Origin of the sequence: Streptomyces sp. ASQP_92, from assembly GCF_025399895.1 — a bacterium.
GTDB lineage: Bacteria > Actinomycetota > Actinomycetes > Streptomycetales > Streptomycetaceae > Streptomyces.
This window is the reverse complement of record NZ_JAODUA010000011.1, coordinates 179,886-198,870: the sequence shown is the minus strand read 5'-3', so window position 1 is coordinate 198,870 and position 18,985 is coordinate 179,886. Positions and strand designations below refer to the sequence as shown.

The window sequence follows — 18,985 nt, the reverse complement described above, 5'->3', positions numbered from 1 at the left end:
CTTGACGCTCAGAGCTCAAGATGTGGACGGATTGTAGGTAGCGGGACACGATCAAAACAGGGCGCCGCAAATGGAATTGACCTTCGTTGGCTCATCAGAGAGAGATCCGGTCACGAAAGAGCCCCCGAAAGCGGTAATGGGGCAAAAGCATTGACGCGTGATCGACGATCTAGACGTGAGCCAGAAATTTTGGATCAAGAAATGAAAAAGGCCCTGCTCAGCAGGGCCCGTCTCAATATCAAAAAGAAGTGGATCAGGGAAGCGTCGTGGCCGGTGTGGTCGGCCAGGTCATCCGGATGACACCGCCGACGTCGCCGGAGGTGACCTCCACATCGTCCACAAGCCCGCTGATGACGGCGAGGCCCATTTCGTCCTCCGCGCCGTCATCGAGGTCGCCCTCGGGCGCCGAACCGCGCACGCCCGGCACCGCCGCGGCGCCGCCGCCCGAACCCGGCACCGCGTCACCGACCTCGATGGAGAACAGCTTCTCCTCCTCGGTCAGGACGACGTGAACGGGGGCATCGACGCCGTGCGAGCGGTGCAGCCCGACAGCACGGCTGCACGCCTCACCGACGGCGAGTCTGACCTCGTCGAGCACTGCCTCGTCGACCCCGGCCCGGCGCGCCACGGCGGCCGCCACGAGACGAGCCGTCCTGACGTGCTCGGGCTGGGCACTGAAACGGAGTTCAACGGTGGCCATTGGCGATCCCCCTCGAACGTACGGGCGAACATCTCAGGGGCCCCGGGCCACAGTGCCGCCCGGCGCCCCTGTCCTTCCTCCGGAGCCGTCGAAGGACGGCCGCCGTCAGTCGGTCGCGTTGACTGCCTCGTCGACCGAGCCGTGGATCGGGAACACCTTGGTGAGCCCCGTGATCCGGAAGATCTTCAAAATGCGCTCCTGGTTGCAGACCAGGCGCAACGAGCCCTCATGCGCGCGCACGCGCTTGAGCCCGCCGACAAGCACACCCAGGCCGGTGGAGTCGAGGAAGTCCACGCCCTCCATGTCGACAACCAGGTGGTAGCTGCCGTCGTTCACCAACTCGACCAACTGCTCGCGCAGCTTGGGCGCGGTATACACATCAATCTCGCCACCGACCTCGACGACCGTACGGTCGCCACCAGGGCCGGACACATTGCGAGTCGACAGGGACAGGTCCACGGATCCTCCAGCACCTTGCTATCGAGCGGCCGCCCCCTGAGTCTCCCCGGCGGAGCCAGAGAACGGATCGCCAGCCGCGATGGCATTCAATCACTTACCAGCAGCCATGCACGACGCCTTGGGACCATTGTCCGCTACGCCAGTGACACACTCGGTGCCGATGGCCAGGAATCACCGCCCCAGAACACCCGCCGACAGCACGGGTGAACGACCCGACCCCGGCACGGTCCTCGACCGGCTCGCCACGGGGGCAGGCCGGGCTGCGCGCATCACTCATACGGAGCACTTGCCCCCACGTGAGGGCCGTCATGCAGTCTGGCCGCACCTCATCCGTCCGGAAGTGATCAACGCCATCCAGGCCGCCGGCGTGGAGCATCCCTGGGCCCACCAGGCCACCGCCGCCGAGCACGCCCTGAACGGCGAGTCGGTGGTGATCGCCACCGGCACCGCATCCGGCAAGTCGCTGGCCTACCTGGCGCCCGTCCTCAGCACCCTCCTGGACGGCTCCGAGGCCCCGAACGGGCGCGGCGCGACCGCCCTCTACCTCGCCCCCACCAAGGCCCTCGCCGCCGACCAGCGCCGCTCCGTGAAGGCCCTCACGGCCCCGCTGGGCAACGCGATCCGGCCCGCCGTGTACGACGGCGACACCCCGGTCGAGGAACGCGAGTGGGTGCGCCAGTACGCCAACTACGTCCTCACCAATCCGGACATGCTGCACCTGGGCATCCTGCCCTCCCACCCCAGGTGGTCCTCCTTCCTGCGCTCCCTGCGCTATGTCGTCATCGACGAGTGCCACACCTACCGGGGCGTCTTCGGCTCCCATGTCGCCCAGGTCCTTCGGCGGCTGCGGCGCCTGTGCGCCCGCTACGGCGCCGACCCGGTCTTCCTGCTCGCCTCGGCCACGGCCGCCGAGCCGGCCGTCGCCGCGGGACGCCTGACCGGCCTGCCCGTCGTCGAGGTCGCCGACGACGCCTCCCCGCGCGGCGAACTGGTCTTCGCGCTGTGGGAGCCCCCGCTCACCGACCTGCCCGGCGAGAAGGGCGCCCCCGTGCGCCGCACCGCCATCGCCGAAACCGCCGACCTCCTCACCGATCTGGCCGTGCAGGGCGTCCGCACGGTCGCCTTCGTCCGCTCCCGGCGCGGCGCCGAGCTGATCTCGGTCATCGCCCAGGAGCGCCTTTACGAGGTCGACCGAACCCTCGCCCGGCGTGTCGCGGCCTACCGAGGGGGCTACCTGCCCGAGGAACGCCGAGCCCTGGAGCAGGCCCTGCACTCCGGCGAGCTCCTGGGGCTCGCCGCCACCACCGCCCTGGAACTCGGCATCGACGTCTCCGGCCTCGACGCCGTCCTGATCGCGGGCTACCCCGGCACCCGCGCCTCGCTGTGGCAGCAGGCCGGCCGGGCCGGTCGCTCGGGCGAGGGCGCCCTGGCCGTCCTGATCGCCCGCGACGACCCGCTGGACACCTACCTCGTCCACCACCCCGAGGCGCTGTTCCAGCAGCCCGTCGAGTCCACCGTGCTCGACCCGGACAATCCGTACGTCCTGGCTCCCCATCTCTGCGCGGCGGCCGCCGAACTCCCGCTCACCGAGGCCGACCTGGAACTGTTCGGGCCCGCGAGCCCCGACCTCATGCCGCAGCTGGAGCGGGCCGGGCTGCTCCGGCGCCGCAGCAACGGATGGTTCTGGACCCGCCGCGAGCGGGCCGCCGACCTCACCGACATCCGGGGCGGTGGCGGCCGCCCGGTCCAGGTCGTCGAGGCCTCGACGGGACGGCTGCTCGGCACGGTCGACGCGTCCGCCGCCCACACCGCCGTCCACGACGGCGCCGTCCACCTCCACCAGGGCCGTACGTACCTGGTGAAGCACCTGGACCTGGAGGACTCCGCCGCCCTCGTCGAAGAGGCCAGCCCGCCCTATTCGACCGTCGCCAGGGACACCACCTCCATCTCCATACTCGCCACCGACACCGAGATTCCGTGGGGAGCCGGCCGCCTCTGCTACGGCTCCGTCGAGGTCACCAACCAGGTCGTCTCCTTTCTGCGCCGCAAACTGATCACCGGGGAGGTGCTCGGCGAGACCAAACTCGATCTGCCGCCCCGCACCCTGCGCACCAAGGCCGTGTGGTGGACGGTCACCGAGGACCAGCTCGACGCCGCCCGCGTCAACCCGGAGATCCTCGGCGGCGCCCTGCACGCCGCCGAGCACGCCTCCATCGGGATGCTCCCGCTCTTCGCCACCTGCGACCGCTGGGACATCGGTGGCGTCTCCGTCCCGCTCCACCCGGACACCCTGCTGCCGACGGTCTTCGTGTACGACGGCAACCCGGGCGGCGCCGGATTCGCCGAGCGCGCCTTCCACACCGCGGCACGCTGGCTCACCGCGACCCGCGAGGCGATCGCGTCCTGCGAGTGCGAGGGCGGCTGCCCGTCCTGCATCCAGTCGCCCAAGTGCGGCAACGGCAACGACCCCCTGCACAAGCGGGGCGCCGTCCGCCTCCTCACGGAACTGCTGCGGGGAGTCCCGGCAGACCCGGAGGCGGCCCCGCCCGGGCCCTGACACTGGGCGCGTACGGGCCGAACCTCGCCCGCACCCGTACGTCCGCGATCTCCCCGGTCACTGAACAGCGCACCATCCGCGCCCCCTGGGCCGTGGCCACCTCTGCGGCCTTGGCACAGGCATCCGACGCGCCCCACAGGGCCCGGTCGGCCGCCGCGAGGGCGGCCAGGTCGGCGGCCCCGCCGGCCCGGTGCCGGGCCGCCACCGCCTGGCCGAGGCACAGCACCGCGGCGAAGACCGCGCACATCGTGGCGGCGGTGAGCGCCACCAGCACGGTGGCGGAGCCGCGATCGCCACAACTGGCCGCGTTTACGGACCAGTTCAGCCTCCATCGGGTCGGCGGGCGTCGGTTCGCGGGCCCCTGGGTCGGCATGCGTCGGTTCGACGCCCACCGTCCGGGCATCCAGCGGCTCGGGTTCCACCGGCGGATTGGCATGCCTCGGCTCGCTGCCCACCGGATTGGCGTGCGCCGGCTCGCCGCCCACCGGCGCGCAGCGCCTCCCTTCCGTCCCCTCACAGGGCCTCCCCCACCGTGTCCTCGGCCAGGGCCGCCGCTTCCGCGCTCAGTGTCAGGGCCAGGTGACGCGGGCCCGGGGTCGCGGACTCCACCCGGACCCGCCACAGCTCCCCGGCCCTCCGCACCGTGACCGTGGCCCCCTTCGGCGCCGCCGACCGGGCCGCCGCCATCGCGACGGACTCCGGCTCGGAGCGGGCCACCGCACGGGCCCCGGCCCTGGCCGCGTCCACACACCGGATCTCGGCGGAGGCAGCCATCAGCGCCCAGAGCAGCACCAGCGCGAACCCCACCAGGGCGGGGATCGCCACCGCCGTCTCGGCCGTCACGAAGCCCCGGTCGCGCCGCCACCGCGCGGCGCGCTCAGAACTGCACATCGAGCGCCTTGTTGATCAGCTGGGTCAGCGCCGTGACCACCCCGTCGCTGGTGACGACCTTGTACAGGATCGCGGCGAAGGCGCACGCGGCGAGTGTTCCCACGGCGTACTCGGACGTCGACATCCCGGCATCACCCCGGATCCTGCGCCGCAGCGCCAGCCTCCAGAGCCGCATCCGCCGCTTCGTTGCCTCCGCCGGTCGGTTCATGATCGCGTTCATGGCCTTCAACTCCCTTGATCGATACGTCTATTGAGTGATGTGCGAGTGAGTTATGTGCGAGTTGAGCGATATGCCCATTGCGGGGCGCGTGCATTGAAGGGCGCATACGTTGCGGGGCGCGCGTGGTGCGCCTGGCGCGTGCGTTGTGGGCCGCATGCGTTGCGGCATCGCGCGTTGCGGGCCGCATGCCTTGCTGGGCACCTGCTGGGCGTGGTGCGCATGGTGCGTGCGTTGCGGCCTCGCGCGTTGCAGGCCGCATACGTTGCGGGTCACCTGCTGGGCATGGTGCGCGTTGCGCCTGGCGCGTGCCTCTCTCAGCGTCTGAGCAACCCGCCCGCAAGCCCGATCACCACCGGGGCGACCCCCGCCGCCAGGAAGGCCGGCAGGAAGCAGAGGCCCAGGGGGCCGGTGATCAGTACGCCCGCGCGTCTGGCCCGCGCCGAGGCCTGTCGGGTTCGGTCGGCGCGACAGCGCTCGGCCACCCGTGCCACCGGGCCCGCCGCAGGGGCCCCGGACGAGGCGGCCCGCTCCAGGCAACGGGCCAGCTCCGACGCCCCCGGCAGCACCCCCAACCTCCCCCACGCGTCGGCCGGTTCGCCTCCCATGCGCAGCTCGGCCGCCACCTTGCCGAGCCGGGCTCCGACGGGCCCAGGAAGTGAGGCTCCGACCGCTCCCGCCGCCTCGCGCGGGTCGGCACCGGCCGCCAGGCAAGCGGCCAACAGGTCCGCTGCGAGGGGCAGTTCGCGTGCCGCGGCCCGCGCCGACTCGGCGCCGTCCCCCTGGGCCCGGCGTCGGCGCTCCCACGCCCGGGTCCCGTACGCCGCCGCCAGGCCGACCAGCACGCCCGCGACCCCGCCGACCAGCACGTAGCAGGCGGCCAGCGCTCCCAGCGGTGCGGCCCACGGCCTCGCCCGTGCCGCCCAGCGTGGGTTCCAGTGCCGACGCGAGGGCGGGGTCATCGCGTCAAGAGCCAGCAGCGCGGCCATCCGGCGCCGCACCCTGCGTTCCTCCCCGCGCCGTGCCACCGCCAGAGCCACCCACAGGGCAAAGGCGGCCGCCGCCACCACCGCCCCCAGCCTGTGGACGACGTCCGGCCCGAACTGGCTCATCGCCCCTCCCCCGTCCGTACGATCCGGGCGGCCCACCACACCCCGGCGGCCTCCAGGACCCCGGCCACCAGCAGGCATCCGAAGCCTGCGGCGCTGTGCAGCAGCACCCGCAGCGGGCCCGCGCCCATCGCCGTACCGAGGACCAGCCCCAGGGCCGGCAGGAGCGCGAGCAGCAGTACCGTGGTGCGCGGTCCGGCCAACTCCGAGCGCAGGGACTCCTGTTGCTCCCGCTCGGCCCGTAACGCGCCCTCCAGGCGCTCCAGCCCGGAGGCGAGCCCCGCCCCGCCGTCCACCGCGACCTGCCAGCACGCGGCGACCCCGGCGAGCCCCTCGGCGCCCGGCTCCTTGGCCGCCTCGCGCAGCGCGCCCGGCACATCGCCGCCGAACGTCGCGGCCGCGACCACCGGCGCCGTCGCGGCGCCCAACGCCGTCGTGTCCCGGGCGGCCAGGATCAGCGCCCGGCCGGGCTGGCGGCCCGCCCGCAGCTCTCCGGCCACCGCGGCACACCAGGTGATCACCTCGTCGGCCCGCCGCGCCCTGGCCCGCTCACGCTCCCGGGCACGGAGTCTCCGTCCCACCAGCGGCACCGCGACGGCCCCGGCGACAAACGGAAGCACCGACCCGCCCAGGACGGCGAGCACCAGCCCCAGCGGCAGACACAGCCACTCCAGGCGCGGACGTGCCCGGCTCCGCGCCCGCTCGATCCACCGCCTCAGGGACGGCGTCCCGAACCCGGAGCCACCATGGGTAGTGGCTCCATCCCCGGCACCCGTGGCGCCCGCGAAGATCAGCCGGGCCCGCCGCAGCCCCTGGTCCTGGCCCGTCCACATCCATGCCGCGGCCCCGGCGCACATCGCCGCCCAGGCGGGCAGCCCCATCGGCAGACCCGTCACCACGCGCCCCCGATCAGTGCCCGCAGCCGCTCCCAGCCCGAGTCGCGCTCAAACCCCGCCTCGCCCCAGCGCAGCGCCGGCACCGTCCTGACCAGGCCCGCCGCATCGCGCTCCAGGACGCGCACCTCGGCGATCCGGCGCTGCCCCGCCCGGTCGCGTACGAGGTGGACCACCACCGACAGCGCGGCCGCCAACTGGCTGTGCAGCGCGGCCCGGTCGAGCCCGGCCGCCGTGCCCAGCGCTTCGAGACGGGCGGGCACGTCGGATGCCGAATTGGCATGAACCGTCCCTGAACCTCCCTCATGGCCCGTATTCAGAGCACCCAGCAGGTCGGTCACCTCTGCGCCCCGCACCTCGCCCACGACCAGGCGGTCCGGCCGCATACGCAGTGCCTGGCGCACCAGGTCCCGAAGGGTCACCAGACCCGCGCCCTCCTGGTTGGCGGGCCGCGATTCGAGGCGCACCACATGGGGATGGTCGGGCCTCAACTCGGCGGAGTCTTCAGCCAGTACGATCCGTTCCTCCTCTCCCACGAGGCCGAGCAAGGTGGAGAGGAGGGTGGTTTTGCCCGTGCCGGTGCCGCCGCTGACCAGGAACGACACCCGCGCTTCGATCAGCGCCCGCAGCAGCCCCTCCCCGCCCGGCGGCACCGTCCCGGCCGCGGCGAGTTCGGCCAGCGAGAACGCCCTGGGCCGCACCACCCGCAGCGAGAGACAGGCCGACCCGACGGCGACCGGGTCCAGTACGGCATGCATCCGGGTCCCGTCCGGCAGCCGGGCATCCACCCAGGGCCGGGCGTCATCGAGCCGGCGCCCCGCCACCGCCGCCAGACGCTGGGCCAGTCGGCGCACCGCCACCGCGTCGGCGAAGCGGACCCCGGTCAGTTCGAGCCCGCCGCCCCGGTCCACCCACACCCGGTCGGGCGCGGAGACCAGGACGTCCGTCACGTCGGGGTCGGCGAGCAGGGGTTCCAGCGGGCCCGTCCCCACCAGTTCACATCTCAACTCCTCTGCTCCGCCCAGCACTTCGGCGTCGCCGAGCAGCCTGCCCTGGGCACGCAGGGCCGCCGCGACCCTGGCCGGCGTGGGTTCGGCACCGCTCTCGGCCAGCCGTTGCCGTACGGCGTCGAGCAACGGCGCTCCGGCTCCTCGCGCAGGATCGCCGTCAGGTCGTCCGCCATCGCCCGGCGTCGCCGTACCGAGGGAAGGCCATCGCGCGTTCTGTGTCCCTCTCATGACAGCGCTCCCCCGGTGAGGCCGCCGGTCAGCGCCTGATCCCAGAAGGCCGTACAGAATCTGGCCAGGGGGCCACGCGGTGCGCTGCCCGGCGGGGCACCTGCCTCCTGGGCCTCCAACAATCCTGGCTCCACGGGCAGTTCACCGGCCAGCGGCAGTCCCAGGGCGTTGGCCACCCACTGTTCGTCGAGCCCGGACGCGTACGGGCCCCGCACCACCGCGCGCAGATCGCGCAGCACCATTCCGACCGAGGCGGCGACCCGATTGGCGGCGGCGACCGCGCGCAACTCGGCCGGGACCACCAGCAGGCCCAGGTCGAGCTGGGCGAGCGCCTCGACCACCGCGTCGTCGACACGGCGCGGCAGGTCCACGACGACCACCCCGCCCCGCCGCCGGGCCGCCGCGAGCACGGCGCGCATCGCCTCTGCCGGGATCACCACCGAGTCCCCGCGGTCCCAGCTCAACACCCTCAACTGGTGCAGCCACGGCAGGGATTCCTCCAGGGCGCCCCCGGCGACCCGCCCTCGCGAGGAGGCGAAATCCGGCCATCGTCGTCCGTCAGCTTGTTCGCCGCCGAGCAGCACATCGAGGCCACCGCCGAGCGGATCGCCGTCGATGAGCATGGTGCGCCTCCCGGCCCGCGCGGCGGTCACCGCGAGGGCGCAGGCCAGTGTCGAGGCGCCGGCCCCGCCGCGGCCGCCGACCACCCCGACCGTCAGGGCGGGGCGCCCCACTCCTTCGGCTGCGTCGGCGATCCGGTCGACGAGCCACGGCTCGGCGTCGGGCAGGCGCAGCACATGGTCCGCGCCGAGTTCGACCGCCGTCTGCCACACCCCGGGGTCGTCCTGGTCCCGGCCCACCAGGAGCACCCCACGCCTGCGGGCCACTCCGACCAGCCGGGGCGCCGCGTCGTCACCCACCAGGATCAGCGGCGCGCTCTCCCAGCCTCCCCGTCGTTCGGGCACGCCGTGGCACACCTCTGGTTCGGTGCCGGCGGCGGCACACAGCCGCAGCAGGTCGTCGAGGAGTTGCTCGTCCTCGGTCACGATCAGCGGTCCGCCGCGACGCCCTTCCGCGCCCTGCGGTCGGTCGGAAGCCATGACTCCGTCCACGTTTTCCGTCCCCTCTCCCTGCGATTCCCGCGTTCGCGTTCTTCGCGAACTGGAATCACCGTGGAGGCAGACCGGAAATGATGTGGATCTTGGTCGAAATCTGTGGACACCGGTGGCGTTGTGGATATCTCGTTCACCTATACCGGTGACTTCCGGAGCGCAGCGCATCCGTTACGGACAGTAACTATCTCCAGCCATGCGGAAGCCCAGCGCGCGAGGGCGGAGGAGGGGGGAGACGATCGGAACCGAGGGCCGAAAACGCATCCGGACATGCGACGACCCCCGCCGGGGGGGAGAGCGGGGGTCGTCCCCACGGTACGACTCGGGGGGGGAGGAGTCGGACCGGGTTAGCACGGTCGCGAACGATCCGTGACTTCCATGGTGTACCCGAGAGCCTTCTCAGGCAAACCCACGCGCCTCAGCTTACGCCGAATGGTGGGCGCCTATGCTCGGGCTTGTGGAAAACCACTCGTTGCCGCGTACCGCCGCCTTCTTCGACTTGGACAAGACAGTCATTGCCAAGTCGTCGACGCTGACCTTCAGCAAGTCCTTCTATCAAGGAGGACTGATCAACCGCCGCGCCGTACTGCGCACCGCGTACGCGCAGTTCGTATTCCTCGCGGGCGGCGCCGACCACGACCAGATGGAGGGGATGCGCGAGTATCTGTCCGCTCTGTGCAAGGGCTGGAACGTCCAGCAGGTCAAGGAGATCGTCGCCGAGACGCTGCACGACCTGATCGACCCGATCATCTACGACGAGGCCGCATCCCTCATCGAGGAGCACCACGCCGCCGGCCGTGACGTGGTCATCGTGTCGACCTCCGGCGCCGAGGTCGTCGAGCCGATCGGCGAACTCCTTGGCGCGGACCGGGTGGTGGCCACCAGAATGGTGGTCGGGGACGACGGCTGCTTCACGGGGGACGTGGAGTACTACGCCTATGGGCCGACGAAGGCCGAGGCCGTCAAGGAACTGGCCGCGTCCGAGGGGTACGACCTGGCGCGCTGCTACGCCTACAGCGATTCGGCGACCGATGTCCCGATGCTGGAGTCGGTCGGCCACCCCTACGCCGTCAATCCGGACCGCGCCCTGCGCCGCGAAGCGACCGCCAGACAATGGCCGATTCTCGTCTTCACCAAGCCGGTGCGCCTCAAGCAACGGCTGCCCGCGATCAAGATGCCGCCCCGGTCGGCGCTGGTGGCGGCGGCAGCGGTCGGCGCAGCCGCCGCGACCGCGGGCCTCGTCTGGTACGCCAGCCGTCGACGGGACGCCGCCTCTGCGTGAGACGGGCCTCAAACCCGCTCGACGTGCGCGTCTGGAAGAAACACGGGAAAACAGACGTCCGTTTCATCCCTGTTTGAAGCTAAAAGTAAAGAACTGTGGTCAGGGGTTTCGCTTCTCGCCGTTCGGGAGTAGAAAGGACTCAACGGCCCGCGAGACCTGGGACATCCGAGAGGATCACCTTCTACGCAATAAAGGCCCCACGGACCGAGCATGAACATCGAGCACCCACGCGACGTCGACCCGTCGATTACGGGCCAGCCGCACCAGGTGAACGGGCAGAGAATCCCGGCCTGATGGGCATCATTCGAGGACGCTTGGTAACCCGGTGGACATGCCAGCGGCGGTATCGGACATCGATACCGCCGCAACCCTTTTCCCGCGAAATGCCGAGCCGCGCGCTCGGATCGGGTCCGCTGACACGCGCGCTCGGGTTGGGTCCGCCGACCCGCGCGTTCGGATCCGGTCCGCCTACGCGGCGCCGCGCTGAAGCGCCTCGCACACCGCCGTCGATTCGCGCACACCGAGCTCGACGGCCTTGCCGCAGTGGGTGATCCACGCCGCCATGCCCTGGGGAGTCCCCGAGACATACCCGTCGAGCGCCGCCGCGTAGGCCGCCCGCCCGAGCTCCGCGTGACCGACCTCGGAGGGGCAGATCGCCTTCGGGTCGAGACCGCTGCCGAGCAGCACGATCCGCTCCGCCGTACGCGCGATGAGCCCGTTGTACGAGGTGAAGGGCCGCAGCGCGAGCAGCTCCCCGTGCACGATGGCGGCGGTCACCAGGGCCGGAGCGGAACTGCCCGCGATGATCAGCTGCGAGAGCCCTTCGAGGCGGCCCGCGACCTCGTCCGCATCGGGCAGCGGAACCTCGATGAGGGGCTCGTCCACCGCCTCGCCGCTCCCCCGCGGCCGGCCGACCGCCCCATCGGCGTCCGCCGCCGCGACCAGGTGCAGCCGGGCGAGCACCCGCAGGGGCGACTGCCGCCAGATGGACAGGAGTTGACCCGCCTCCGCGGTGAGCCGCAGGGCCGCGCCGACCGTGCGCGCCTCGGCCTCACTGCCGAAGTCGGTGCGCCGCCGCACCTCTTCGAGTGCCCAGTCCGCACCGGACAGGGCCGCGCTGCCACGCGCTCCGCGCAGCGCCGCTTCCGAGGTGATCTCGTTGCTGCGGCGCCGCATCACACGGTGCCCGTAGACCCGGTCCACGGCCTTGCGCACGGAGTCCACGGCATCCGGGACGCCTGGCAGCCCGCCCAGGGCGACAAGAGGGTCAGCGGCGTTCGTACTCATAAGTAGCGAGGCTACGCGTCCGCAAGCCCCGCCCCACCTTCGAGTGGTCTTCTTCACTCGCCTCGCATACTTGACGTCACCATGCGATTACCGTTGGTGAACATGAAGATCGCTTTCGTGGGGAAGGGCGGCAGCGGCAAGACCACGCTGTCCTCGCTCTTCATCCGTCACCTCACCGCCAACGAGGCCGCCGTCATCGCGGTCGACGCCGACATCAACCAGCACCTCGGAGCCGCCCTCGGGCTCGACGAGGAGGAGGCCGCCGCGCTGCCCGCGATGGGCGCGCACCTCCCGCTCATCAAGGAGTACCTGCGCGGCACCAACCCCCGGATCGCCTCGACGGAAACCATGATCAAGACGACCCCGCCGGGTCACGGCTCGCGGCTGCTCAGGGTGCGCGAGGCGAACCCGGTGTACGAGGCCTGCGCGCGCCGGGTGGTGCTCGACGACGGGGACATCCGGCTGATGGCGACCGGCCCGTTCACCGACTCCGACCTCGGGGTGGCCTGCTACCACTCGAAGGTCGGCGCGGTCGAACTGTGCCTGAACCACCTGGTGGACGGCGTGGACGAGTACGTCGTCGTCGACATGACGGCGGGCTCGGACTCGTTCGCCTCCGGCATGTTCACGCGCTTCGACATGACGTTCCTGGTGGCCGAGCCCACCCGCAAGGGCGTCTCGGTCTACCGCCAGTACAAGGAGTACGCCCGGGACTACGGGGTCGCGCTCAAGGTCGTCGGCAACAAGGTCCAGGGCCAGGACGACGTGGACTTCCTCCGTGCCGAGGTCGGCGACGACCTCCTGGTCACGGTGGGCCACTCCGACTGGGTGCGCGCCATGGAGAAGGGCCGCCCGCCCCGCTTCGAGCTCCTGGAGGCCGACAACCGCCTGGCTCTCCAGGCGTTGCAGAACGCGGCGGACGATTCGTACGGGAACCGGGATTGGGACCGCTACACGCGGCAGATGGTGCACTTCCATCTGAAGAACGCGGAGAGCTGGGGCAATGCGAAGACCGGGGCCGACCTGGCGGCGCAGGTCGACCCGGACTTCGTACTGAACGAACGGCTTCTCGACGAGGTCAGTGAGCCGCAGCCTGCCTGACGGCCGGCTCCGCGGGCTTCAGCGGGGCGACGGGCTTCGCCGGAGCCGCGGGCTGGGCGGCCTCCAGGGCTGCCCAGCCGCCCTTCGGCGCCTCGCCCACCTTCAGTGAGTGGAACTTGGCGAGCACGGCCGGGTCCTGGGCGTCCAGCCAGTCGGCGAGCTGGCGGAACGAGACACAGTGGACGTCGCGCTTCACACAGACCGTCCTGATCGTCTCCTCGACGGCACGCATATAGGCGCCACCGTTCCAGGACTCGAAGTGGTTGCCGACGATCAGCGGGGCCCGGTTGCCGTCGTAGGAGCGGCCGAAGGCCTGGAGGAGGCCGTCGCGCATCTGGTTGCCCCAGTATTCGTGCTGATCGGCGTCACCGGTCATCGCGTTGGACTGGTTCATGTAGAAGTTGTAGTCCATGGACAGCGTCTCGAAGCCCCGGCCCGGAACGGGTACGAGCTGCATCGACAGGTCCCAGACGCCGTTGTCGTTCTTCTTCGGCCACACCTGGTCGTTGACGGCGCTGGTGTCGTACCGGAAGCCGAGTTGGCCCGCGGCCGCGACGAAGTTCTTGCGGCCCTCCAGGCACGGCGTGCGGCCGCCGATGAGTTCCTTGTCGTAGTCGAACGGGAGCGGCGCCTCGGCCTTCAGGCCCGAGTTCGTCTTCCAGTTCTTCACGAAGGACTTGGCCTGCGCGATCTCGCTCTTCCACTCGTCCACCGACCAGGTGCCGACGCCGCCGTCGGGCCCGCAGTAGTGGCCGTTGAAGTGGGTGCCGATCTCATTGCCCTCCTTCCAGGCGGCGCGCATCTGCGTGACGGTGTCCTTGATCCCCTTGAGGTCGTTGAAGCCGATGTCCGAGGTGCCCGCGGAGTGCTTGGGCGCGGTGTAGAGCTTGGCCTTCGCCTCCGGGAGCATGTACACGCCGCTGAGGAAGTACGTCATGGTCGCGTTGGACTCCTTGGCGACCTGACGGAAGTGCGAGAACAGCTTCTGGCTGTCCTCGCCGGCGCCGTCCCAGGAGAACACCACGAACTGGGGCGGGCGCTCCCCCGGTTTCAGCTTCTGGGCCTTGAGCAGGTGCGGCTGGAGCCCGGTGTACGCGGTCGAGCCGTCCCCGATGAGATGCGGGGCGATGTCGGGGACCGCGCCCTTCTTGCCGACGGGGCCGGCCTGCTTGTCGGGGGCGGGGCCGGAGGAGCAGCCCGCCGCTCCGACGGCCAGGACCGCGGCGATGACACCGACAGCGATCTTCTTGGTGGCGTGCGTGGCGGCGATCATCCGCCCACCTCTTCCTTGCGGTTAGTCCGTTGAATGCCGTCACGGCGCCGCAAAAGTCGCACGGGGACCAAAGGACACCGGCACGACAAGCCGCACTAAAAGCTGCCTATTCACCCTTGAGGGTGAATCGTTGCCCTATTTGCTCTAAATGAGAAGTACGCCGCTTTACTCTGCATTACGATTCGTTTACCGAGAGTTGAGAATCCCGCCGCTGCACTGCCGTGACCCACGGCCGCGACCCCTCGTTCCGCGACCGCGCTGCCCCGGAGGAGACGGGAACCATGCCTGCTTGCGTACCCACTCGCGCCCAGCCACCAGCTCAACCGCCCCGCGCACGGCGATCCCACCGGCCCCCTCACGGGGACGGCTCCGGGCGCCGCTTCCAGATCAAGGGCGCCGATCTGTCGTCGTCCATCACCGTCTTCCTGCTCGCCGTCCCGATGTCGCTCGGCCTCGCCGTCGCCATCGACGCCCCCCTGGAGGCCAGCCTCATCGCCGCCGGCGTCGGCGGCATCGTCGCCGGACTGCTCGGCGGCTCACCGCTGCTGGTCAGCGGACCCTCCGCCGGGCTGACCGTGGTGTCCGCCGAGATGATCCAGAGCTACGGCTGGCGCACCACCTGCGCCATCACCGTGTGCGCGGGTCTGCTCCAAGTCGCCCTGGGCTCCCTGAAGACGGCGCGTTCCGCCCTCGCGGTCAGCCCCGCCATCGTGCACGGCACCCTCGCCGGTATCGGGGCCGCCATCGCGCTCGCCCAACTCCATATCGTCCTCGGCGGCTCCCCGCAGAGCTCGGCCGTCGCCAATGCCCTCGCGCTGCCGGGGCAGTTGGCGCACGTGGGCCCCGCCGCACCGCTCATCGGCGCGCTGACGCTGGCCGTGCTCCTGCTGTGGCCCCGCCTTCCCGGGCGGATCGGGAAGGCGCTGCGCCGCATCCCCGCCGCGCTGGCCTGTGTGGTGCTGGCCACCGGCGTCGCCGCGTTCGCCGCCCCGGGGATCGCCCGGGTCGACCTGCCCTCCTGGGGCGCGCATGTGCTGCCCGAGATGCCGCACGGCCCGGTGCTCGGGCTGATCACCGCGGTGCTCACCGTGACGCTGGTCGCGAGCCTGGAGTCGCTGCTCTCCGCGGTCGCCGTCGACCGGCTCGCGGCGGAGCGGCCGGGCAGCACCGTCCCGCGCGCCGACCTCGACCGGGAACTGCGTGGCCAGGGCATCGCCAACGCCGTCTCCGGGCTGCTCGGCGGCATGCCGATCTCCGGGGGCGCGGTGCGCGGCAGCGCCAACGTCCGCGCCGGCGCGACCGGTCGGGCCTCGACGGTGCTGCACGGGATCTGGGTGCTGCTCGCGGCCGGGCTGCTCGTCCCGGTCCTGGAGTGGATCCCGCTGGCCGCGCTGGCCGCACTGGTGATGATGGTCGGCATCCAGATGGTCAACTTCGCGCACATTCGTAACGTCCACGAACACCGCGAGTTCCTGGTTTATGTCGCGGCCGTCGGCGGAGTGCTCGTGTTCGGGGTGCTGCAAGGCGTCGTCCTCGGGATCGCGGTGGCCGTGGCCGTCGCGCTCCACCGCCTCGCCCGCACCCGGATCGTCACCCAGGAGGAGGCCGACGGCACCCATCTGGTGCGCATACGCGGCCAGTTGACGTTCCTCGCCGTGCCCCGGCTGACCCGGGCGCTCACCCATGTCCCCCAAGGAGCGGACGCGATCGTGGAGTTGGACGGATCATTCATGGACCACGCCGCCTTCGAGGCGCTGAAGGGCTGGCAGGACGCGCACCAGGCGCGCGGCGGCACGGTACGGATCACCGGCCGTGCCGGAGGCAGGATCGCCGAGCCCGCCTCCCCCGCCCAGAGCTGCTGCCGCCCCTGGACGCCATGGCGCAACCACCACTGCCACGACCAGCCCCCGCAGCGCACCCACGGTCATCAACTGGCCAGCGGGCTCAGCTCGTTCCAGCGCTACACCGCGCCCCTGGTACGGGAGGAACTGGCCCGCCTCGCCCGCGAGGGCCAGCGCCCGCAGCAGCTCTTCATCACGTGTGCGGACTCCCGCCTGGTCACCAGCATGATCACCTCCAGTGGCCCGGGCGATCTGTTCACCGTGCGCAACATCGGCAACCTGGTGCCGCCGCCGGGCGCGGAGGGCGCGGACGACTCGGTGGCGGCGGCCATCGAGTACGCCGTGGACATCCTCCAGGTGCAGTCGATCACGGTCTGCGGGCACTCCGGATGCGGCGCGATGCAGGCGCTGCTCAACGCCAAGCCCGAGGCGCCGATGACGCCGTTGCGCCGCTGGCTGCGGCACGGCGCCCCGAGCATCGAGCGGATGGCGAGCCGACGGCACGCCTGGGCCCGCATCGCGGGACGGCTGCCGGCCGACGCGGTGGAACAGCTGTGTCTGACCAATGTCGTCCAGCAGTTGGAGCATCTGCGCCGTCATGAGTCGGTGGCGCGCGCGCTCGCGGCCGGCACTCTGGCTCTGCACGGCATGTACTTCCATGTCGGCGAGGCGCAGGCCTATCTACTGGCCGGGGACGACCACGAGGAGGTCTTCGAGGGCGTCGGCGTCAACCTCCTGGAGGACACGCACGCCTGAACCCGGACCGCCTCCCCCGCACGTGACGGCCTCTCCCACCTCGGGAGAGGCCGTCGGCGCGCCCTGCCGATGACCAGGAGCCCCTACAGGTCTAAACCAATTTCCTGGAGACTCTTGTCACCCGGCGCCTGGACTGATGAGCTAGGGCCCGGGACACATACGCACAGAGGACGCCCTGGGAAAGGGAGATGTCGTGAGCAACGAAAGCCTGGCCAACCTGCTCAAGGAGGAGCGGCGGTTCGCGCCGCCCTCCGAGCTGGCCGCGAATGCCAACGTGACCGCGGAGGCGTACGAGCGGGCCGAGGCGGACAGGCTGGGCTTCTGGGCCGAGCAGGCCCGGCGCCTGACCTGGGCCACCGAGCCGACCGAGACCCTTGACTGGTCGAACCCGCCCTTCGCGAAGTGGTTCGCCGACGGCAAGCTGAACGTCGCGTACAACTGCGTCGACCGCCATGTCGAGGCCGGCAACGGCGACCGGGTCGCCATCCACTTCGAGGGCGAGCCCGGCGACAGCCGCTCGCTGACCTATGCCGAGCTCAAGGACGAGGTGTCAAGGGCCGCCAACGCCCTGACGGAGCTGGGTGTCCAGGCCGGCGACCGCGTCGCGGTGTACCTGCCGATGATCCCGGAGGCGGCCGTCGCGATGCTCGCCTGCGCCCGTATCGGCGCCGCGCACTCCGTGGTCTTCGGCGGCTTCTCGGCCGACGCCGTCGCCTCCCGCATCCAGGACGCCGACGCCAAGCTGGTCATCACCGCCGACGGCGGTTACCGGCGCGGCAAGCCGTCCGCCCTGAAGCCCGCGATCGACGAGGCCGTCGCCAAGTGTCCCCAGGTCGAGCATGTGTTGGTGGTCCGTCGCACGGGCCAGGACACCGCGTTCACCGAAGGCCGCGATGTGTGGTGGGACGACATTGTCGCCCGTCAGTCGGTGGAGCACACGCCCACTGCCTTCGACGCCGAGCACCCGCTGTTCATCCTGTACACGTCCGGCACCACGGGTAAGCCCAAGGGCATCCTGCACACCTCCGGCGGCTACCTCACCCAGGCGGCGTACACCCACCACGCGGTGTTCGACCTGAAGCCGGAGAGCGACGTCTACTGGTGCACCGCCGACATCGGCTGGGTCACCGGGCACTCCTACATCGTCTACGGGCCGCTCGCCAACGGCGCGACCCAGGTCATGTACGAGGGCACCCCGGACACCCCGCACCAGGGGCGGTTCTGGGAGATCGTGCAGAAGTACGGCGTGACCATCCTCTACACCGCGCCGACCGCGATCCGTACGTTCATGAAGTGGGGCGACGACATCCCCGCCAAGTTCGACCTGAGCAGTCTGCGGGTCCTGGGTTCGGTCGGTGAGCCGATCAACCCGGAGGCGTGGATGTGGTACCGCAAGCACATCGGCGCCGACACCTGCCCGATCGTGGACACCTGGTGGCAGACCGAGACGGGCGCGATGATGATCTCGCCGCTGCCCGGTGTCACCGAGACCAAGCCGGGTTCGGCCCAGCGCGCGCTGCCCGGCATCTCCGCGACCGTGGTGGACGACGAGGCCCGCGAGGTGCCCGACGGCGGGGGCGGCTACCTCGTCCTGACCGAGCCGTGGCCCTCCATGCTGCGCACCATCTGGGGTGACGACCAGCGCTTCATCGACACCTACTGGTCCCGCTTCGAGGGTCGCTACTTCGCCGGCGACGGTGCCAAGAAGGACGACGACGGCGACATCTGGCTGCTCGGCCGAGTCGACGACGTCATGCTCGTGTCCGGCCACAACATCTCGACCACCGAGGTCGAGTCGGCGCTCGTCTCGCACCCCTCGGTCGCCGAGGCCGCCGTGGTCGGCGCCGCCGACGAGACGACCGGACAGGCCATCGTGGCCTTCGTGATCCTGCGCGGCAGCGCCGCCGAGACGGAGACCCTGGTCGAGGAGTTGCGGGCGCACGTCGGTTCGGCGCTCGGCCCGATCGCCAAGCCCAAGCGCGTCCTGCCGGTCGCGGAACTCCCCAAGACCCGCTCGGGCAAGATCATGCGACGGCTCCTCCGGGACGTCGCCGAGAACCGTGAGCTGGGTGACGTCACGACGCTGACCGACTCCTCGGTCATGGCGCTGATCCAGACCCAGCTGCCCAGCGCCTCCAGCGAGGACTGAGCGGAGCGAACATCTGACGAAGGGCCCGGCCGGGAGTGCGGCCGGGCCCTTCGCGTGCACCCTCACGCGCGCCTCGTGCCGGGTATGCCCCTAAAGTGATGATCACCGGATCAACCCCGC

General features: G+C 71.1%; 16 protein-coding genes. 5 read left to right on the top strand and 11 right to left on the bottom strand.

What is annotated here, in order from left to right:
• Window positions 1-253: 253 nt before the first annotated feature.
• Together N4G70_RS23215 and N4G70_RS23210 are read right to left on the bottom strand one after the other, a co-directional pair.
• Entirely contained in the window at window positions 254-700 is a 447-nt protein-coding gene (locus N4G70_RS23215) for an ATP-binding protein (protein WP_261714616.1), read from the bottom strand.
• 105 nt (window positions 701-805) lie between these two features.
• Window positions 806-1,159: an STAS domain-containing protein gene (locus N4G70_RS23210; protein WP_053728100.1), complete on the bottom strand. Its 354-nt coding sequence runs from the start codon at window positions 1,157-1,159 to the stop codon at window positions 806-808.
• Between the two features lie 79 nt (window positions 1,160-1,238).
• On the opposite strand from N4G70_RS23210, the gene N4G70_RS23205 reads away from it, so the two are divergent.
• On the top strand, window positions 1,239-3,716 hold the full coding sequence (locus N4G70_RS23205) for a DEAD/DEAH box helicase (protein ID WP_261714615.1): 2,478 nt from the start codon (window positions 1,239-1,241) through the stop codon (window positions 3,714-3,716).
• On the opposite strand, the gene N4G70_RS23200 is transcribed toward N4G70_RS23205, so the two are convergent.
• The 7 genes from N4G70_RS23200 to ssd all read right to left on the bottom strand — a co-directional run bounded on the left by N4G70_RS23200 (window position 3,658) and on the right by ssd (window position 9,164).
• On the bottom strand, window positions 3,658-4,089 hold the full coding sequence (locus N4G70_RS23200; RefSeq protein WP_399036513.1) for an Rv3654c family TadE-like protein: 432 nt from the start codon (window positions 4,087-4,089) through the stop codon (window positions 3,658-3,660). The two genes, N4G70_RS23205 and N4G70_RS23200, sit on opposite strands and share 59 nt — an antisense overlap.
• A gap of 140 nt (window positions 4,090-4,229) precedes the next feature.
• Entirely contained in the window at window positions 4,230-4,607 is a 378-nt protein-coding gene (locus N4G70_RS23195) for a TadE family type IV pilus minor pilin (RefSeq protein ID WP_261714613.1), read from the bottom strand.
• Window positions 4,594-4,815, bottom strand: a complete 222-nt coding sequence (locus tag N4G70_RS23190) for a DUF4244 domain-containing protein (RefSeq protein ID WP_388723234.1) — start codon at window positions 4,813-4,815, stop codon at window positions 4,594-4,596. Before N4G70_RS23190 ends, N4G70_RS23195 begins: the two co-directional genes overlap by 14 nt.
• A 326-nt stretch (window positions 4,816-5,141) precedes the next feature.
• Window positions 5,142-5,936: a type II secretion system F family protein gene (locus tag N4G70_RS23185; protein ID WP_261714612.1), complete on the bottom strand. Its 795-nt coding sequence runs from the start codon at window positions 5,934-5,936 to the stop codon at window positions 5,142-5,144.
• On the bottom strand, window positions 5,933-6,814 hold the full coding sequence (locus N4G70_RS23180) for a type II secretion system F family protein (RefSeq protein WP_261714673.1): 882 nt from the start codon (window positions 6,812-6,814) through the stop codon (window positions 5,933-5,935). The genes N4G70_RS23185 and N4G70_RS23180 overlap by 4 nt, the downstream gene beginning before the upstream one ends.
• Window positions 6,815-6,825: 11 nt before the next feature.
• Entirely contained in the window at window positions 6,826-8,064 is a 1,239-nt protein-coding gene (locus N4G70_RS23175) for a TadA family conjugal transfer-associated ATPase (protein WP_261714611.1), read from the bottom strand.
• The gene (ssd, locus tag N4G70_RS23170) at window positions 8,061-9,164 is read right to left on the bottom strand and encodes a septum site-determining protein Ssd (protein WP_261714610.1); all 1,104 of its coding nucleotides are present in this window, start codon (window positions 9,162-9,164) and stop codon (window positions 8,061-8,063) included. Before ssd ends, N4G70_RS23175 begins: the two co-directional genes overlap by 4 nt.
• Window positions 9,165-9,621: 457 nt before the next feature.
• Between ssd and N4G70_RS23165 the strand changes: the two genes are divergently transcribed.
• Entirely contained in the window at window positions 9,622-10,458 is an 837-nt protein-coding gene (locus N4G70_RS23165; RefSeq protein WP_261714609.1) for an HAD family phosphatase, read from the top strand.
• A 468-nt stretch (window positions 10,459-10,926) separates the two neighbouring features.
• Here the strand turns inward: N4G70_RS23165 and N4G70_RS23160 are convergent, their stop codons facing one another.
• Window positions 10,927-11,745 (bottom strand): oxidoreductase, encoded by an 819-nt coding sequence (locus N4G70_RS23160; RefSeq protein WP_261714608.1) that lies wholly within the window; start codon window positions 11,743-11,745, stop codon window positions 10,927-10,929.
• Window positions 11,746-11,847: 102 nt separating this feature from the next.
• On the opposite strand from N4G70_RS23160, the gene N4G70_RS23155 reads away from it, so the two are divergent.
• The gene (locus N4G70_RS23155) at window positions 11,848-12,846 is read left to right on the top strand and encodes an ATP-binding protein (RefSeq protein WP_261714607.1); all 999 of its coding nucleotides are present in this window, start codon (window positions 11,848-11,850) and stop codon (window positions 12,844-12,846) included.
• Here the strand turns inward: N4G70_RS23155 and N4G70_RS23150 are convergent.
• Window positions 12,824-14,119, bottom strand: a complete 1,296-nt coding sequence (locus tag N4G70_RS23150; protein ID WP_261714606.1) for a hypothetical protein — start codon at window positions 14,117-14,119, stop codon at window positions 12,824-12,826. The two genes, N4G70_RS23155 and N4G70_RS23150, sit on opposite strands and share 23 nt — an antisense overlap.
• Before the next feature lie 281 nt (window positions 14,120-14,400).
• On the opposite strand from N4G70_RS23150, the gene N4G70_RS23145 reads away from it, so the two are divergent.
• Window positions 14,401-16,716 (top strand): bifunctional SulP family inorganic anion transporter/carbonic anhydrase, encoded by a 2,316-nt coding sequence (locus tag N4G70_RS23145; protein ID WP_261714605.1) that lies wholly within the window; start codon window positions 14,401-14,403, stop codon window positions 16,714-16,716.
• 193 nt (window positions 16,717-16,909) lie between these two features.
• A complete protein-coding gene (gene acs / locus N4G70_RS23140) occupies window positions 16,910-18,865 on the top strand; it encodes an acetate--CoA ligase (protein WP_261714604.1) in 1,956 nt (651 codons plus the stop codon).
• Window positions 18,866-18,985: the final 120 nt, after the last annotated feature.

What these genes read in the sequence shown, in the direction of transcription:
- N4G70_RS23195 (WP_261714613.1), bottom strand. Translation starts at nt 4,607, where the DNA reads ATGTGCAGTTCTGAGCGCGCCGCGCGGTGGCGGCGCGACCGGGGCTTC.
- N4G70_RS23190 (WP_388723234.1), bottom strand. Translation starts at nt 4,815, where the DNA reads ATGAACCGACCGGCGGAGGCAACGAAGCGGCGGATGCGGCTCTGGAGG.
- N4G70_RS23150 (WP_261714606.1), bottom strand. Translation starts at nt 14,119, where the DNA reads ATGATCGCCGCCACGCACGCCACCAAGAAGATCGCTGTCGGTGTCATC.
- N4G70_RS23155 (WP_261714607.1), top strand. Translation starts at nt 11,848, where the DNA reads ATGAAGATCGCTTTCGTGGGGAAGGGCGGCAGCGGCAAGACCACGCTG.
- N4G70_RS23205 (WP_261714615.1), top strand. Translation starts at nt 1,239, where the DNA reads ATGGCATTCAATCACTTACCAGCAGCCATGCACGACGCCTTGGGACCA.
- ssd (WP_261714610.1), bottom strand. Translation starts at nt 9,164, where the DNA reads ATGGCTTCCGACCGACCGCAGGGCGCGGAAGGGCGTCGCGGCGGACCG.
- N4G70_RS23175 (WP_261714611.1), bottom strand. Translation starts at nt 8,064, where the DNA reads ATGAGAGGGACACAGAACGCGCGATGGCCTTCCCTCGGTACGGCGACG.
- N4G70_RS23165 (WP_261714609.1), top strand. Translation starts at nt 9,622, where the DNA reads ATGCTCGGGCTTGTGGAAAACCACTCGTTGCCGCGTACCGCCGCCTTC.
- N4G70_RS23215 (WP_261714616.1), bottom strand. Translation starts at nt 700, where the DNA reads ATGGCCACCGTTGAACTCCGTTTCAGTGCCCAGCCCGAGCACGTCAGG.
- N4G70_RS23180 (WP_261714673.1), bottom strand. Translation starts at nt 6,814, where the DNA reads ATGGGGCTGCCCGCCTGGGCGGCGATGTGCGCCGGGGCCGCGGCATGG.
- N4G70_RS23185 (WP_261714612.1), bottom strand. Translation starts at nt 5,936, where the DNA reads ATGAGCCAGTTCGGGCCGGACGTCGTCCACAGGCTGGGGGCGGTGGTG.
- N4G70_RS23160 (WP_261714608.1), bottom strand. Translation starts at nt 11,745, where the DNA reads ATGAGTACGAACGCCGCTGACCCTCTTGTCGCCCTGGGCGGGCTGCCA.
- N4G70_RS23200 (WP_399036513.1), bottom strand. Translation starts at nt 4,089, where the DNA reads ATGCCGACCCAGGGGCCCGCGAACCGACGCCCGCCGACCCGATGGAGG.
- N4G70_RS23145 (WP_261714605.1), top strand. Translation starts at nt 14,401, where the DNA reads ATGCCTGCTTGCGTACCCACTCGCGCCCAGCCACCAGCTCAACCGCCC.